Source organism: Bradyrhizobium sp. UFLA03-84, from assembly GCF_002289535.1.
Taxonomy (GTDB): Bacteria; Pseudomonadota; Alphaproteobacteria; order Rhizobiales; family Xanthobacteraceae; genus Bradyrhizobium; species Bradyrhizobium viridifuturi.
Map to the genome: position 1 here is coordinate 442,420 of NZ_NSJY01000013.1, position 13,961 is coordinate 456,380.

At 65.7% G+C, this 13,961-nt stretch carries 15 protein-coding genes; 4 read left to right on the forward strand and 11 right to left on the reverse strand.

The window, feature by feature from the left end; translation table 11 throughout:
* The first annotated feature begins 19 nt into the window (after positions 1–19).
* Positions 20–1,393 (forward strand): epoxide hydrolase family protein, encoded by a 1,374-nt coding sequence (locus CK489_RS16165; protein WP_095732956.1) that lies wholly within the window; start codon positions 20–22, stop codon positions 1,391–1,393.
* A 21-nt stretch (positions 1,394–1,414) separates the two neighbouring features.
* Positions 1,415–1,708 (forward strand): putative quinol monooxygenase, encoded by a 294-nt coding sequence (locus CK489_RS16170; protein ID WP_095732957.1) that lies wholly within the window; start codon positions 1,415–1,417, stop codon positions 1,706–1,708.
* A gap of 41 nt (positions 1,709–1,749) precedes the next feature.
* Here the strand turns inward: CK489_RS16170 and CK489_RS16175 are convergent, their stop codons facing one another.
* From CK489_RS16175 to CK489_RS16200, 6 genes are all read right to left on the reverse strand, one after another.
* Positions 1,750–1,953, reverse strand: coding sequence for a hypothetical protein (locus tag CK489_RS16175; protein ID WP_095732958.1), 204 nt, complete (start codon positions 1,951–1,953; stop codon positions 1,750–1,752).
* Positions 1,954–2,031: 78 nt separating this feature from the next.
* Positions 2,032–2,922 (reverse strand): MBL fold metallo-hydrolase, encoded by an 891-nt coding sequence (locus CK489_RS16180; protein ID WP_095732959.1) that lies wholly within the window; start codon positions 2,920–2,922, stop codon positions 2,032–2,034.
* Between the two features lie 94 nt (positions 2,923–3,016).
* Positions 3,017–4,069 carry a histidinol-phosphate transaminase gene (gene hisC / locus CK489_RS16185; protein WP_095732960.1) on the reverse strand — a complete coding sequence of 351 codons (1,053 nt, stop codon included), beginning with the start codon at positions 4,067–4,069 and terminating at the stop codon, positions 3,017–3,019.
* A 103-nt stretch (positions 4,070–4,172) separates the two neighbouring features.
* Complete coding sequence (locus CK489_RS16190) at positions 4,173–5,027, reverse strand: HTD2 family dehydratase (protein WP_095732961.1); 855 nt, start codon at positions 5,025–5,027, stop codon at positions 4,173–4,175.
* A 26-nt stretch (positions 5,028–5,053) separates the two neighbouring features.
* Positions 5,054–6,154: a CaiB/BaiF CoA transferase family protein gene (locus tag CK489_RS16195; protein WP_095732962.1), complete on the reverse strand. Its 1,101-nt coding sequence runs from the start codon at positions 6,152–6,154 to the stop codon at positions 5,054–5,056.
* 11 nt (positions 6,155–6,165) lie between these two features.
* On the reverse strand, positions 6,166–7,335 hold the full coding sequence (locus tag CK489_RS16200) for an acyl-CoA dehydrogenase family protein (protein WP_050628190.1): 1,170 nt from the start codon (positions 7,333–7,335) through the stop codon (positions 6,166–6,168).
* A 122-nt stretch (positions 7,336–7,457) separates the two neighbouring features.
* Between CK489_RS16200 and CK489_RS16205 the strand changes: the two genes are divergently transcribed.
* Positions 7,458–8,381, forward strand: coding sequence for a LysR substrate-binding domain-containing protein (locus CK489_RS16205; protein ID WP_050628191.1), 924 nt, complete (start codon positions 7,458–7,460; stop codon positions 8,379–8,381).
* A gap of 13 nt (positions 8,382–8,394) precedes the next feature.
* Here the strand turns inward: CK489_RS16205 and CK489_RS16210 are convergent, their stop codons facing one another.
* From CK489_RS16210 to CK489_RS16225, 4 genes are all read right to left on the reverse strand, one after another.
* The gene (locus CK489_RS16210; RefSeq protein ID WP_095732963.1) at positions 8,395–8,985 is read right to left on the reverse strand and encodes a thiamine pyrophosphate-dependent enzyme; all 591 of its coding nucleotides are present in this window, start codon (positions 8,983–8,985) and stop codon (positions 8,395–8,397) included.
* Positions 8,985–9,545: a thiamine pyrophosphate-binding protein gene (locus CK489_RS16215; protein WP_095732964.1), complete on the reverse strand. Its 561-nt coding sequence runs from the start codon at positions 9,543–9,545 to the stop codon at positions 8,985–8,987. The genes CK489_RS16210 and CK489_RS16215 overlap by 1 nt, the downstream gene beginning before the upstream one ends.
* Positions 9,546–9,664: 119 nt before the next feature.
* Positions 9,665–10,468: an isocitrate lyase/PEP mutase family protein gene (locus tag CK489_RS16220; RefSeq protein WP_095732965.1), complete on the reverse strand. Its 804-nt coding sequence runs from the start codon at positions 10,466–10,468 to the stop codon at positions 9,665–9,667.
* Positions 10,469–10,538: 70 nt separating this feature from the next.
* A complete protein-coding gene (locus tag CK489_RS16225) occupies positions 10,539–11,438 on the reverse strand; it encodes an alpha/beta fold hydrolase (RefSeq protein WP_095732966.1) in 900 nt (299 codons plus the stop codon).
* Between the two features lie 106 nt (positions 11,439–11,544).
* Between CK489_RS16225 and CK489_RS16230 the strand changes: the two genes are divergently transcribed.
* Complete coding sequence (locus CK489_RS16230) at positions 11,545–12,054, forward strand: MarR family winged helix-turn-helix transcriptional regulator (RefSeq protein ID WP_050628195.1); 510 nt, start codon at positions 11,545–11,547, stop codon at positions 12,052–12,054.
* 10 nt (positions 12,055–12,064) lie between these two features.
* On the opposite strand, the gene CK489_RS16235 is transcribed toward CK489_RS16230, so the two are convergent.
* Positions 12,065–13,906, reverse strand: a complete 1,842-nt coding sequence (locus tag CK489_RS16235) for a class I SAM-dependent methyltransferase (protein ID WP_095732967.1) — start codon at positions 13,904–13,906, stop codon at positions 12,065–12,067.
* Positions 13,907–13,961 lie beyond the last annotated feature (55 nt).

A 13,961-nucleotide genomic window follows, 5' to 3' on the forward strand; every position in this document is an offset into this window, starting at 1 on the left:
GCTCAAAGGAGCTAGTGCAATGACGACGTCATCGAAGACAGCGATTGCAATTGGAGCGGGTCAATCGAACCAGGAAGCTATTGACCAGAGCAGACGCAGGCTGCTTGCCGGCGCGGCGCTGGGCCTCGCTGTCGCCAGCGCCGCCGGCCTGTTTCCGGCGCGCCCGGTTGCAGCGGCCGCCAATGATGCGATCCGCCCGTTCCATATCGACATCCCCGAGGCAGATCTCGTCGATCTTCGCCGCCGCCTGGCGGCGACCCGATGGTCCGACAAGGAGACCGTCAATGACGACTCCCAGGGCGTCCCGCAGGCGATGCTGCGCGATCTGGTCCGCTACTGGCAGACCGATTACGACTGGCGCAAGGTCGAGGCGCGGCTCAACGCGCTGCCGCAATTCAAGACCGAGATCGACGGGCTCGACATCCACTTCATTCAAGTTCGCTCGAAGCACGACAATGCCCTGCCGATGATCGTCACGCATGGCTGGCCGGGGTCGGTGATCGAGCAGATGAAGATCATCGAGCCCCTGACCAATCCCACCGCCCATGGCGGCAGCGCGGCGGACGCGTTCCATCTCGTGATCCCGTCGATGCCGGGCTACGGCTTCTCCGGCAAGCCGACCACGACGGGTTGGGATCCGCAGCGCATCGCGCGGGCCTGGGTCCAGCTGATGAAGCGCCTCGGCTACAGCAAGTTCGTGGCGCAGGGCGGCGACTGGGGTTCGCCGGTCTCCAATGAAATGGCCAAGCTGGGTGCGCCGGAGCTGCTCGGCATCCATGTCAACCTGCCCGGCGTCGTTCCGCCCGAGGTGTTCAAGGCGGTCTCCACCGGAGGTCCCGCGCCGGACAATCTGTCGGCGGAGGAGCTGCACGCCTTCGAGCAGATCAAGCTTCAATTCGCGAAGCGGCGTGCCTATGCGCAGATCATGGGCACGCGCCCGCAGTCCCTTGCGGCGTTTGCGGATTCTCCGGCGGGCCTCGCCGCCTGGCTGCTCGATCACGGCGACGGCTATGCCCAGCCGGCCTCCGCGATGCAATCAGCCGTGTTCGGGCGCGCCGTCAACGGCCATTCCGCGGGTGCGCTGACCCGCGATGATGTGCTCGACAACATCACGCTGTACTGGCTCACCAACAGCGCGATCTCCTCGGGCCGCCTGTACTGGGAAAACAAGACCAATCTCTATTTGCCCGCCAATGTCACGATCCCCGCTGCCGTCACCGCGTTCCCCGGCGAGAGTTTCGTGGCGCCGCGGAGCTGGGCGGAGAAGGCCTATCACAAGCTGATCTACTTCCATCAGGCCGAAGCCGGCGGTCACTTCGCGGCCTGGGAGCAGCCCGACATTTTCAGCAGGGAAGTTCGGGATGCGTTTCGGCCGCTCCGCAAGCTGATCTGAGAATTGAGGGGAACGTCCGCCATGTCAAAGCTTGCACTCATCGCCACCGTCGAGGTCGCGCCGGAGAAGCGCGATCAAGTACGGTCGTTGTTGTCGGCGCACGGCGCCCGCTCGCTCAGGGATGAGCCGGGTACGCTGCATTTCGACATCCTGGTGCCGCGCGAGGATGTCGCGAAGCTTTTGATCTATGAGGTCTATCAGGAGGACGCCGCGTTCGAGGCGCATCGCAATGCGCGCTCGATCGCACAGTTTCGCGAGGAGTCAGCGGCGCTCGGCGTCAAGATCACCGCGACGCGGTGTACGCCCGCCGAGTAAGCGCAGCCGCGCCGGCGTCATGCCTTGAGGCTGGCGCCGCGCTAGGACAGGACCTTTTCGGCCTTCGGCGTCAACTCATAGAGGTCGCCGTCCTTTGCGACGTAGCCCTCCTTGATGAGCCGGTCGACTTCGCCCTGCACGTCGTCGGCAAAGGCGATCGATTGCGCGATGTCGCAGAGAACCGCGACCTGTTCGTCTCTAAGCGTGGCGTCCTCCGTCAGGGCGGGGAACGCGCAGGCCGGCATTCGGTTCCAGGAGGCGATGATACGACCGAACTTCGCGCCGACCGGCCATCAGCTGCGACGCCGTCGGTGCCCCGAGCTTCACCGAGGCACGGTGTCGAACACCGGTGTGTAGCCATCGCCGTTCCGACGGATGTGGGCGCAGCGCGCGCCGCGGAAGTGGGCCGGTATGACGAGCCGGCCGCTGTCGGCGGCCTCCGCCAGGATTTTCGCACGCGTCTCGCGCGCGAGCTGCGGGTCGGTGCAGGATGAGGTGGACAGGGCGGGCTGGAAGATCTGCACCGGATTGTGCACGGCATCGCCGCAAAAGATCGCGCGGTGCTGCGCGTAATCGACGCGCAACCCCATTTGCCCGCTGGTGTGGCCCGGCAGGGGGACGAGTTGCAGCCCCGGGACCAGCTCATGGCCGTCGTCGACGAGATCGACACGGCCGGCCTCGACGATCGGAATGACGCTCTGCTCCAGCGCGCGGGCGTGGATCGGCGGGGCACGGCCGGCATCATGCTGTGCCATCCAGTCGGCAAGCTCGCGGCGGCCGAACAGATAGCGCGCATTGGGAAAGGTCGGCTGCCAGCGGCCATTGTCCTGGCGCGTATTCCAGCCGACGTGGTCGACATGCAGGTGGGTGCAGAACACCAGATCGATGCCGGCCGGATCGACGCCGATCGCCCGCAACCGATCCAGGAAGCCGCTGCCGCGCCGCCGATGCCAGGCCGGAATTTCGGGGATGTCCTTGTGCTCGCCGATGCAGGCATCGACCAGCAGCGTTCGCCCGGCGGTTCGGATCACGAAACTCTGGATCGCGTGCTTCGCGAGATCGCGGGCGAGATCGATGAACACCGGCTCCAGCGTGTCGCGATGCGCTTCGATCAATCCGCGATCGTATCCCGGCAGGAATTCGGAGAGCGGCAGCCCGAAGTCGTCGTCATCGACGATGATGTCGACAGTCGCCTCGCCGATCGCAAACCGCATGACAGCTCCTTCCCGGAGATCCGCGCATCTTGCCGCCCGGTCACTATGCGGGTCGGCGTCAACGATCGCAAGTCGCGTCGGCGGTGAATGGCTATCAGACCATCTCGCGCAGCAGGGCGATCAGACGGCCGCACTCATCGTCGGTGCCGACCGTGATGCGCAGGAAATCCTCGATCCGCGGCTTCTGGAAATGCCGCACCAGGACGCCGCGTTCGCGCAGCTTCGCGGCGAGATCGGCGCCGCGATGGCGGCCATGGCGCGCGAACACGAAGTTCGCAAGCGACGGCAGCACCTCGAAGCCGAGCTCGGTGAGGCCGCGGACCAGTGCCTCGCGACTTCCGATGATGCGTTGCCGCGTCTCCTCGAACCAGGCGTCGTCAGCGATCGCTGCGGTTGCGCCGGCAAGCGCAAGACAGTCCAGCGGATAGGAGTTGAAGCTGTCCTTGACCCGCTCCAGCGCCTCGATCAGCGGACGCTGGCCGATCGCGAAGCCGACTCGCAGGCCGGCCAGCGCGCGCGACTTCGACAGCGTCTGGATCACCAAGAGATTGTCGTGGCGCGCGACCAGCGGCACCGCGCTCTCGGCGCCGAAGTCGACATAGGCCTCGTCGACCACCACCAGACGGTCCGGCTGCTCGGCGAGCAGGGCCTCGATCGCGGCACGCGGCAGCGCGATGCCGGTCGGCGCGTTGGGATTGCACAGCAGGATGGCGCTGCCCGGCCGCCGGTAGTCGGCGAGATCAATCCGCATCGCGGCGTCGAGCGGCACCTGTTCGTACCGCGCGCCATAGAGCCGGCAATACACCGGATAGAAGCTGTAGGTGATGTCGGGAAACAGCAGCGGCGCATCGTGCTTCAGCAGTGCCGGGAAGCTGTGCGCCAGCACCTCGTCCGAGCCGTTGCCGACGAATACCTCGTCCGGCGTGACGCCATAGCGCGTCGCGATCGCCTCGCGCAGCGCGGTTGCGCGCGGATCGGGATAGAGCCGCAGGCGATCCGTGGCTGCTGTGATCGCCGCGATCGCGCGCGGCGACGGCGGGTAGGGATTCTCGTTGGTATTGAGCTTGATGAGGCCGTCGATCTTGGGCTGCTCGCCGGGCACGTAGGGCGACAGGTTGTGGACGACCGAACTCCAGAAGCGACTCATGATCTGCGATCCAGGGAGATGAATGCGATCACAATACGGAATGCGAGGCGCCGATGAAAGCGCCTCTTTTTCCCGTCGTCCCGATGCGAGCCCGCTGCGATCTTTACCAGGTCGCCGTGCCCTTCATGGTCGGCTGGCCCTCGGCGTTAGCGGTCCACAGCTCCATGCCGCCGTCCTTGTCGTTGGCGTTGATCGAGAACTCGCTGCCTTCGAACAGCGGCTGCACGCCGCGATAGGACAGCTTCTTCGGCGGCTTGCCGCCGCGCAGTTTGGCGGCGAGCTCGACTATGAAGGAGGCCTGCAGCGGGCCGTGGAAGATCAGCCCCGGATAGCCTTCGACCTTGGTGACGTAGTCGCGATCGTAATGGATGCGGTGGCCGTTGAAGGTCAGTGCGGAGTAGCGGAACAGCAGCACCGGATCGGAGACGTGGCTCTCGCGATGCTGCGCGGCCGGAGCAGGCGGCGGTGCCTTGGCGGGCGCCACGGATTGCGTGCTCGTCATCTCGCGATAGACGATGTCCTGCCGCTCGCGCACCGCCAGCCCGCGCGAGGTCGTCACCTCGTGATTGACCGAGACGAAGCACAGCGTCCCGGTCGAGCCGGATTTGATGGTGACGTCGGCAATCTTCGACGAGCGCTTGGCCTCGTCGCCGATGCGCAGTGCATCGAAAAATTCGAGCTCGCCGCCGGCCCACATCCGGCGCGGCAGCGGCACCGGCGGCAGGAAGCCGCCGCGGGTCGGGTGACCGTCCGGGCCGAGCTGCGACATCGGAAACACCGGCTGCGCCAGGCACCAATGCGTGGTCCACGGCGCGGCATCGCCCGCTTTCGGCTCGCCGATCTCCTGAAACAGCGTCGCGCGCAGTCCCATAACAAGGTACTTGGTGACGACGTCGGAGGCTTCCGTGGTCTTGCCGATCCACTGGCGGAGATGATCGAGGTCGAGTTTATCGGTCATGACTGTGTGCCCGGGCAGGAGGGATCTCAGGAACGTTTGGTGCGCTCGCCGATCGCGGGCACCTTGCCGTAGTGCCGGTCCTCGCCGACCACGATCGCGGCCGGTGCCGGATAGCTGACCTTGCCGTTCGGCGTGTCGACCTCGATGCGGCGCAGATGCGGATGCTTCGCGAGATCGTCCATGCTGTTGACCTCGGCAAAGGCGATGTCGGCTTCGGCAAGCTTCGCCAGCAATTCCTCGCGCGTCAGGCGCCCGAAGCTGTCGCTGACGATCTGGTCGGTCAGCGCGCGGTTGCGCACGCGCTCGACCATGTTGGCAAAGCGCGGATCGTCGGGCAGGCCGGGCTGGCCCAGTACCTTGGCGCACAGCGTCTTCCACTCGCGCTCGCTCTGGATCGAGATCAGGATTTCCTTGCCATCCTTCGAGCGGAACACGCCGTAGGGCGCGATCGAGGGATGGGCGAGGCCGATGCGTTTGGGCGACTTGCCGTCTTCGGCATTGAGCAGCGGCACGGTGAGCCAGTCGGCCATCACGTCGAACATCGAGATCCGGATGTCCGCGCCCTCTCCGGTGCGGCCGCGCCCGATCAGCGCCTCGAGAATGGACGCATGCGCGGTGGCGCCGGTCGCGACATCGACGATCGACATCCCGACGCGCGAGGCGCCCTCGGGGCCGCCGGTGATCGAGGCAAGGCCGCTCTCGGCCTGGATCAGGAGGTCATAGGCCTTGCGGTCGGCATAGGGGCCGGTGTCGCCATAGCCCGTGATGGTGCACATGATCAGCTTCGGATAGGCCTTGCGCAGCCGCTCGCGCGAGAAGCCGAGCTTGTCCATCGAGCCCGGCTTGAGGTTCTGCAACAGCACGTCGGCGCCCGCGATCAGCTCTTCGAGCTGCGCGCGGCCTTCCTTGGTGGCCAGATCGACCACCGCGGAATCCTTGCCGCGGTTGAGCCAGACGAAATAGCTGCTCTGGCCCTTCGCCGCGGCGTCGTAGCCGCGGGCGAAATCGCCCTCGGGCCGCTCGATCTTGATGACATGGGCGCCGGCATCGGCCAGGCGTGACGAGCAGAACGGCGCGGCAACCGCCTGTTCGACGGCGATGACGGTCAATCCCTCAAGCGGCAGCATGATCAGACAACTCAGTAGGAGCGGGGCATGCCGAGCACGTGCTCGGCGACGAAGGAGAGGATCAGATTGGTCGAGATCGGCGCCACCTGGTAGAGCCGGGTCTCGCGGAACTTGCGCTCGACGTCGTATTCCTCGGCGAAGCCGAAGCCGCCATGGGTCTGCACGCAGGCATTGGCCGCTTCCCAGGAGGCGTCCGCCGCCAGCATCTTGGCCATGTTGGCCTCGGCGCCGCAGTCGAGCCCGGCTTCATATTTGCGGGTGGCTTCCTTCACCATCAATTCCGCCGCGCGCATCGAGGCGTAGGCTTTCGCGATCGGGAACTGGATGCCCTGGTTCTGGCCGATCGGCCGGCCGAACACGCTGCGCTCCTTGGCGTAGTTGGTGGCCTTGGCGATGAACCATTTGGCATCGCCGACGCATTCGGCGGCAATCAGGATGCGCTCGGCATTCATGCCCGAGAGGATGTAGCGGAAGCCCTTGCCTTCCTCGCCGATCAGGTTTTCCGCCGGCACCTTCATGTCGGTGAAGAACACTTCGGTCGTGGCGTGGTTCATCATGGTGCGGATCGGGCGGATCTCGAGCCCCTTGCCCTTCACCTCGCGCATGTCGACGATGAACACCGAGAGCCCGTCGGTGCGCTTCTTGGATTGTTCCTTCGGCGTGGTGCGCGCCAGCAGAATCATCAGGTCGGAATATTCCGCGCGGCTGGTCCAGATCTTCTGGCCGTTGACGACATAGTGGTCGCCCTCGCGGCGTGCAAAGGTCTTCAGCGACGAGGTATCGGTGCCGCTGGTCGGCTCGGTGACGCCGAACGCCTGCAACCGCAATTCGCCGGTCGCGACCTTCGGTAGATACTTCGCCTTCTGCGCGTCGTTGCCGTGCCGCAGCACGGTGCCCATCGTGTACATCTGGGCGTGGCAGCCGCCGCCATTGCAGCCGGCGCGCTGGATCTCTTCCAGGATCGCGGCCGCAGCCGACAGCTTCAGCCCCGCGCCGCCATATTCCTCGGGGATCAGCACCGAGAGATAGCCGGCCTCCGTCAGCGCATCGACGAACTCCTTCGGATAGGCCATCTGGCGATCGAGCTTGCGCCAGTATTCGCCGGGAAACTGCGCGCAGAGTTTTGCGACGGCGTCGCGGATGTCTGTATGGTCGTCGGTGTGCTGATCGTGTGTGGTCATTGGTTCTTCTTGTCGCGAGGTTGCGCGGACACCAGGTCAAACGCCCGCTGTTGTGGGGCCCCGGTAAACTCCCTATGCTGTTTTGTTATAGCGTATGAACCTGCCTTCCAGGATTGGCAAGTATGGATTTCCGCCAGCTTAGGACCTTTGCGTGCGTCGCGGAACTCGGGAGTCTGAGCAAGGCATCCGATACCTTGCGGGTTGCGCAGCCGGCGCTGAGCCGGCAGATCAAGCTGTTGGAGCACGAGCTGCGCACCGAATTGTTCACGCGCAACGGCCGCGGCATGGTGCTGACCGATGCCGGCCGGCTGCTGCTGGCGCGCACCAGCGGTATCGTGCGGCAGATCGACCAGATCCGCGACGACATCCAGTCCGCCGGCGGCGCGCCGTCCGGGCGCGTCGTGCTTGGCCTCGTGCCGACGGTGAGCTGCGTGCTGTCGGCGCGGCTGGCGCGGCGCACGGTGGAGCACTATCCCGGCATCTCGCTCTGCATTGTCGAGAGCTACAGCGGCCATCTGATCGAGTGGCTGCATCGCGGCGAGATGGATCTTGCGGTGATCTACGGCCCGTCGGTCGACCTGCATCTGGCGGTGCAGAGCCTCGGCCGCGACAGCATCGTCGCGGTCGGCCCGCGCGGCAGCGGGCTGAAGCAGAAGAAGCAGGTGGAATTCGGCTGGCTGATGCGCCAGCGCCTGGTGCTGCCCAGTCATTCGCACGGCCTCCGCGCGCTGCTCGAACATGCTGCGGCCCGAAAGAAGATCGATCTCGACGTCAAGCTCGAGGCGGATTCGTTCCGGGTGCTGACCAGCCTGGTCGAGGAGGGGCTCGGATACACCATGCTGCCGCCGTCCTCGGTGCGCGCCGAGGTCGCGGAGGGCCGGCTCGAGACCGCGCCGATCGCGCGGCCGGCGCCGCGGCGCGAGTTGACGCTGGCCTCGCCGGTCGAGCATCCCGGCTCCAATGCGATGACGCTGATCGCAAAGCTGTTGCGCGACGAGGTCGCCGCGCTGCGCGCCGAGGGGCTCTGGGATATCCAGCTCGCCTGAGCGCGGCTTCGCATCACTTCACCACGAAGCCGAGATGGCCGCGGAAGCGGTTCTTGCGATAGGTGCCGTCGCGCGGCGGTAGTGCGCGCTCGACTTCGCCGGACGCGATGCGGATCCGCGCCAGCCGCGGGCCGCCGCCGAGATCGCGCAGGCTGTTGCGGAAATTCTCGAGGCCGGACATGTCGGCGATATCCGAGACATTGCCGATGCCCGCGCCGCTCGCGATCACCTCGAGCTTGGCGCCGAGACCAGAATGGCTGAGCTGCATACCGGTCTCGCCGAAATGGCCGTTGTCGAGCACCGCGATCGAGAGATTGCCGGGCTGCTTGGTCGCGATGGTGAGGAGGCTGCCGATCCCCATCAGCTGCTCACCGTCGCCGGTGACAACCAGTACCGGGCGCTTCGGCTGCGCCAGCGCGAGGCCGAGCCCGACCATCGCAGCGCCGCCCATCGCGCCCCAGAGATAGAAATTGCCGGGATGCTCGCCGGCATCGAACACGTCGTAGGACGACGAGCCGAGTCCGGAGATCACCAGAAGATCGCCGCGGTCGGCAAGCAGTGCCTTCACGGCGGCGCGGCGATCGAGAGTGCCGGTTGCTGACATCAGTGCGTCTCCTTGGTCCACTTCTTGCGGCCGATCATCCGCTGCGAGACCAGCACCGCGACCTGCTGGTCGCCGTCATAGGCGAGCGAGGCGGCGGCCGAGATCACTTCCTCGGCGTCGTCGGGATTCTCGAGGCGCAGCACCGTCGTGCCCATGATCTCGAAGGCTTGCGGCGTCGCGCGGCCCATCGGGATCTGCCAGGGATTGAACTCGGCCCATTCGCCGCGCATCGTCACCAGGGTCAGCAGCGGGAAGCGGCAGCTCGCCATCAGCGACAGCATGTTGACGCAATTGCCGACGCCGCTCGATTGCATCAGCAGCACCGCGCGGTCGCCGCCGAGCCAGGCGCCGGCGGCGAGCGCCACGCCTTCCTCTTCTGTAGTCAGCACCGTGGTCTTGATGCTGGCATCGGCGTGCGACAGCTTGATCAGCTTGGAATGTCCCGCGTCGGGGACGTAGCACACCTGCGCAACGCCGAAGCTCTTCAGCGTGCGGTAGATCGCAACCGGCCAGTCGCGGCTGGTCGCGCTGTCCTGGTGAACGGCAATCTGGTCCATCATGGCCTCGGTTCGGGGCGCGCAGAGGCGCGTCCTCACACCGGGAGGCTTAGCGGGTAGGGGCGCTCAAATCCCGTCACATCTGTTTCGCGCAGCTATGCCGGAATTGTATATCTCCGTCATCAGCCGTTCGGCTGCAGAAACGCGCCGTATTGCTTGCTCGTGGCGACCGCGGCGGCAGCCTGTCCGATGACGCGCATCGCCGCCATCATCGGCCACGGCCCGAGGCTGACCCGTCGCACGCCGACGCGGGCGAGATCGGCGATGTCGGGGACACCCTGCGTCACCATGATGTTGACGGGCAGCGGCGTCAGTTGCACGAACCGCTCGATCAGCGCGAGCTCGGTGAGCCCGGGTACGAAAATCCCGTCGGCGCCGGCATCGGTAAAGATCCTCGCGCGCCGGGCCGCTTCATTCAGGCATTGCTCCGGCGAGCCGAACTTCAGCAGAAACGGATCGGTCCGCGCATTGATGAAGAGATCAATTCCGAGCTTTTGCGCGGTGGCCCGGACGGCCCGGATCTTCTCGCCATGCTGGGCGGGATCGACGAGTTGCCGCCTTCCGCCCGAAAGCCCGTCCTCGAGATTGATGCCGATGGCACCGGCTTTCAGGATCCGCGCCGCTGAATGCGCGGCGGCCTCCGCCGTATCGCCATAGCCCGCCTCCAGATCGATCGATACCGGAACTGGCACCGAAGCGGTCATCCGCGAGACCAGGCCTTCCACCATGTCGAGCGGGGCGTTCTCTCCGTCGGCGTAGCCGAGTGCGGCCGCGACGGCCCCGCTGCTGGTCGCCACCGCCGGTGACGACTTCGCGATCGCCTTGGCGGTGGCGACATCCCAGGCGTTGAACAGGACGAGCGGATCGCCCGTCTTGTGAAGGGCACGAAATGCTTCGGCGTATTGCTGCTGCGTCGTGGCGTCCATTGTGCGGACTCCTGATCAGAGGATTTGAAGATGCTGTGATTGTCGCGGCCGCCGGTTGCGGCGCGCCTGTTCAGTCGGCGCCGTGCGTTTTGAACCAGTCCATGATCAGATCGGTGACCTCGGCCTCACGCTCGAGGTGCGGGAAGTGTCCGACATCGGGCAGGACGATCCTGCGATGTGGCCCCTTGAAGAGCGGCTCCTCCTGCATCGAGTATCGCGCCGTCGGATCGTTGCCGCCATAAATCGTCAGCGTCGGCGTACGCATGTCGTTGATCGGCAGCCGGCCCGCGGCTCCCGCATCGACCAGGCCGTTGTAGTACTTCAACGCCGCTTTCATGGTGCCGGGAGAGCTGAGCGTCTCCTTGACCGAGCGAAGATGCTCGTCGTTCTGCAGGGTCGGCGACCACAACTTCCAAAGGTAGTCGACGAAGGGAAGTCCCTCGATGTTGACCGCCGAGTGAGCGCCGGGCACCGTAAAGAAATAGACATGGAAGACCGATCGAACGGCGTCGGGATCGCTCCTGAGGCTCGCGATCGTGATCGGGTGCGCGGTGTTCATGACGACCGCGGCCTTGATCGCCGACGGCGCCGTGGCCAGCGCCTGGAAGGTCGAGGTGCCGCCCCAATCCATGCCGACGACGCAGGCCCGTCCGTCGTCGCTCAGCGCTTCGATCAGTGCTTCGAGATCCCTGCCCAGCGCAATCGGATCGAAGATGCCGTCGGCCGGAATCCCGGTCGGCGCATAGCCGCGCAGGAACGGCGCGACCGCGCGATACCCGGCATCCGCGAACACCTGCAGCTGCTTGCGATACGACCAGGCGTTGTCGGGAAAGCCGTGCATGAACATGACCAGCGGCCCACTGCCCTGTTCGAGATAGGCAAACCGCACGCCGTTGGCCTGCACGTATTTCAGGGCGGGTTCGCTGCCTGTGGTCTCAGGCGTTGCCAGTGCGCCGCTTCGGGTCGTCATCGCTGCTCTCCATTTTTCATCGTTGTCGCTCTCTGGGGTAAATATGTGCGTAGCGCACATATCTGGTCAAGTTGTTTTTTGTGCGCAGCGCACATATTATGAAGGCATGGAAAACGGAATCGCCAATCTGCTGGGCGCGCTGTCGCTCGCCGTCATGGATCGCATCGAGCAGGGCGCGCGCGAGGTGGTCGGCCGCGGCGGCGAGACGCCCGCGGCGCTCATCGTGATCGGCTATGGCCAGGGCATGACCAACGACAAGCTCAGGCGGATCCTCGGCCTGTCGCATTCCGGAACGGTCCGGCTGGTGGATCGTCTGGTGTCGGATCGGCTGGTCGAGCGCCGGCCCGGCAAGGACGGCCGCGAGGTCGCCTTGCACCTGACGGCGTCGGGCGTCGCGTCCCGGAACGAGCTGCTGGCGTCGCGGATTTCGGCGGTGACGTCGCTGCTGGAGGTGCTGTCATCGGCCGAACGGAAGCAGCTGGCGACGCTGATCCGCGCATTGCTCGCCCGGCAGGACACGTCCGAGATGGATCGCTTCACGATCTGCCGGATGTGCGACGACCGGGTCTGCACCAATTGCCCGTTGCCGACCAACAAGGGCCAGCACGGTCACTGACCTCTTACCGTCAGTCCGCGCGCTTTTGCGCCGTGAACACGTACATGTCCCAGAACGTCTCCGGATGCTCGACCTCGAAGCGGTGCCATTGATCGAGATTGGTCTCGTCGGCCGTCCCCGGAAACTGCTTGCGGAATTTCTCGAGCACCGCCGGGTCGTCAAACGGCTCGAAGCCCTGGAAAGTCAGGCCATGATCGTTCAGGAACGCCGCGATCTCCGGGATGGTGAGGCGGTGTTCCATGACGTTGAACAGCAGATCGCGGCAGCCGCTCATGCTGTAGAAATCCTTGGCGCCGATCAGCGGTCTCCATTGCTCGGCCTCGCGGAAGATCTCCTGCCGGCACCGCCTGATGTCGTCGGCGGTGGCGCGATAATGGCGAGCTGCGATGCGGCTGCGGGCTTCGACAATGACGCGGCGTGCCAGCTCGCTGTAAAGGCCGATGCGCATCGTGCCGCCCGGCCGCAGCAGCGAGACCAGCACGCGCCAGCCGGCAAAGGGCTCGGCAAGATGATGCAGCACCCCGACCGACTCGATGCTGTCGAAGGTGCGATCGATCGAGCCCAACTCCAGGATATCAGCCTGCGCATACTCGACATTGCGCAAGCCGAACTCGCGCGTCTTGCGGCGGGCGTAGGCGAGGCTGGTCATGCTGATGTCGACCGCGAGCAGGCGGGCATTCGGATAGACCTGCGCGATCTGGATCGCGTGCGAACCGGTGCCGCAACCGGCGATCAGAATATCCCGTTCGGCCTGCTGTTCCGCAGTCGCGACCGTCTTTCCCCGCGCCCGATCGGCGACGAATGCCGAAAGCGGGTTCACGGTCCAGCGCGGATAGGGATTCTCCTCGTACTGGCGCATCACCTCGACTGATACGTCGTTCCTGATCGGGGTGAGCGTCGCAATGGCGCTGCGCTCTGCCTTCTCGTCGCGCGGTTCGCGAAGCTGCACCCGCAACAAGCCGGCGACGGTTGGAGGCCATTCCCGGCGCAGCAGCGCGTCCGCCGCCGGCAGGGCATGAAGCGGGAAGTACGCTGCGACGACGGCCAGCGTCAGCGGCGCGATCGCGGCGCTGGATGCCAGGTCGTGCAGCAATCGATCGCGCAGTGCGCCCGCCTGCTTGCTCTCCGCCTCGGCCTGTCCATAGACATATTCGTTGATGAAGCATTGCCGGGCGAGCGCGCAGGCAAAGGCAACGAGATCGTCGTCATCGCCATCGCTGCGTTGCTCGCCGGCGAGCCGCAGCAATTCGGCTCGCACGTGCCCGAGCAGCACTTCGAGCTGCATGCTCGCCAGCGTCGTTGCTTCCATCGCGCAGCGCAGGAACAGATCGCTGGCCAGCGGGGCAACGCCTTCGCCGCCGAACAAGTCGGCGCTCGTCACCGGTAGCGGCCACTTGCCGGCAATCCGCGCGACATAGCGAGTGACGGTCGGACTTTGCAGGATGAAGCCGACGGCCTTCGCATCCATGCCGAGCGCGAGTGCCTTGCTGAAATGCGCGGCGGCCTTGCCGCGATTGCCGAGCGCCTGGTACGAATTGCCGGCATTGTAGTGGCAGGCGGCATTCAGGTCGTCGGACGCAATCGCTTTCGCGAAGGTCTTCACGGCGGCCCGGTGGTCGCCGGCAGCCTGCGCCATCAGGCCGAGCAGGTTCAGGCCCTGCACATGGGCAGGCTCGCGCGCTAGAATGTGCCGGCAAATCTCCTGCGCCTCGTTGAAGCGGCGCAGCCCGTAGAAGCGGCTGGCCTCTGCGGCAAGGTCGGCAGTGCTGATGCCGGCGGAGCCGAAAGCAGGTGCGCTCTTGCCGGACGCGTCCCGTTGCTTACCGGCCGCACGCCGTTCTTTTCGGTTCATGATCCGTCAACTGGCCCAAGCTGCAAGACGCGGCAAGACATAGGGCCGATCGCAA

Bases quoted from the DNA above. Each gene is read 5' to 3' on its own strand.
- CK489_RS16195 (WP_095732962.1), bottom strand. From the start codon at position 6,154: ATGCTGCCGCTTGAGGGATTGACCGTCATCGCCGTCGAACAGGCGGTT.
- CK489_RS16235 (WP_095732967.1), bottom strand. From the start codon at position 13,906: ATGAACCGAAAAGAACGGCGTGCGGCCGGTAAGCAACGGGACGCGTCC.
- CK489_RS16200 (WP_050628190.1), bottom strand. From the start codon at position 7,335: ATGACCACACACGATCAGCACACCGACGACCATACAGACATCCGCGAC.
- CK489_RS16170 (WP_095732957.1), top strand. From the start codon at position 1,415: ATGTCAAAGCTTGCACTCATCGCCACCGTCGAGGTCGCGCCGGAGAAG.
- CK489_RS16225 (WP_095732966.1), bottom strand. From the start codon at position 11,438: ATGACGACCCGAAGCGGCGCACTGGCAACGCCTGAGACCACAGGCAGC.
- CK489_RS16175 (WP_095732958.1), bottom strand. From the start codon at position 1,953: ATGCCGGCCTGCGCGTTCCCCGCCCTGACGGAGGACGCCACGCTTAGA.
- CK489_RS16180 (WP_095732959.1), bottom strand. From the start codon at position 2,922: ATGCGGTTTGCGATCGGCGAGGCGACTGTCGACATCATCGTCGATGAC.
- CK489_RS16215 (WP_095732964.1), bottom strand. From the start codon at position 9,545: ATGATGGACCAGATTGCCGTTCACCAGGACAGCGCGACCAGCCGCGAC.
- CK489_RS16205 (WP_050628191.1), top strand. From the start codon at position 7,458: ATGGATTTCCGCCAGCTTAGGACCTTTGCGTGCGTCGCGGAACTCGGG.
- CK489_RS16210 (WP_095732963.1), bottom strand. From the start codon at position 8,985: ATGTCAGCAACCGGCACTCTCGATCGCCGCGCCGCCGTGAAGGCACTG.
- CK489_RS16230 (WP_050628195.1), top strand. From the start codon at position 11,545: ATGGAAAACGGAATCGCCAATCTGCTGGGCGCGCTGTCGCTCGCCGTC.
- hisC (WP_095732960.1), bottom strand. From the start codon at position 4,069: ATGAGTCGCTTCTGGAGTTCGGTCGTCCACAACCTGTCGCCCTACGTG.
- CK489_RS16165 (WP_095732956.1), top strand. From the start codon at position 20: ATGACGACGTCATCGAAGACAGCGATTGCAATTGGAGCGGGTCAATCG.
- CK489_RS16190 (WP_095732961.1), bottom strand. From the start codon at position 5,027: ATGACCGATAAACTCGACCTCGATCATCTCCGCCAGTGGATCGGCAAG.
- CK489_RS16220 (WP_095732965.1), bottom strand. From the start codon at position 10,468: ATGGACGCCACGACGCAGCAGCAATACGCCGAAGCATTTCGTGCCCTT.